Raw genomic sequence first — 975 nt, 5'->3', positions numbered from 1 at the left:
AGATGTGTATAAGAGACAGGCGGTCAAGAGGTCGGTGCGGATAAAGTGCGCCGTACAGTCATGGGTGCGTTTCTTGTAGTTACCGCAGATATAACAGTCCTGCTTGCGCTTGTCCGTCTGGTATCGCTGCTGATACATCACGCTGCCGCAGTCCGCACAGAACAGTATGCCGGAGAACAAACCCACTTCATCATAGCGGTTTGGGCGTTTGCGCTGTTTGCGAAGCTCCTGCACCCGTTCCCATGTTTGGGTGTCTATGATAGGCTCGTGGTGGTTCTCGAAAATCACTTGCTTTTCCGGGGGATTTTCTACACTGTGCTTGACTTTGTAAGAAAGTTTTTCTGTCTTGAAATTTACCAGACAGCCTGTGTATTCCCGGTTTTCAAGGATATGCACTACGGTATTGGTCGCCCACTTGCACTCATAGCCGGGGTGGTAGCGGCGGGTGCTGCCCGTCCTGCGGTATTCAAGCGTTCCCGGCGTGGGGATTTGCTGCTCTGTGAGCATACGGGCTATCTTGGTCGGACCATTCCCGGCAAGACAGAGGTTGTATATCTGCTTGACTACGGGTGCAGCTTCCTCGTCAATAATGAAATTTTCATCCTCGTCCATGAGGTAGCCATACACAGGCTTGCTTGTGATGGGCTTGCCATTCATGCCTTTTGAGCGTTTTACTGCTTTGATTTTCTTGCTCGTATCTCTCACCAGCCATTCGTTAAAGATATTCCGCAGCGGGGCAAAGTCATTGTCGCCCTGTGCGCTGTCCACTCCGTCATTGATAGCGATGAAGCGGACACCTTTCTGTGGGAAAATCATTTCCGTGTACATTCCCACTTGCAGGTAGTTTCGCCCTAACCTCGACATATCCTTTACGATAACTGTCCCGACTTTTCCGGCTTCAATGTCCGCAAGCATGGCTTGAAAACCGGGTCTTTGAAAGTTCGCACCAGAATAACCTGTCTCTTATACACATCT

Annotated in this window: 1 pseudogene; it reads right to left on the bottom strand. The window is 50.3% G+C overall.

Annotated features, from left to right (window positions below):
* A pseudogene (locus KQI83_RS11125) lies at nucleotides 1-963 on the bottom strand (recombinase family protein); the annotation flags it as partial.
* Nucleotides 964-975 lie beyond the last annotated feature (12 nt).

This window comes from Roseburia sp. MSJ-14 (genome assembly GCF_018918225.1).
Classification (GTDB): Bacteria; Bacillota; Clostridia; order Lachnospirales; family Lachnospiraceae; genus Petralouisia.
This window is presented reverse-complemented; position numbering and strand designations above follow the sequence as displayed.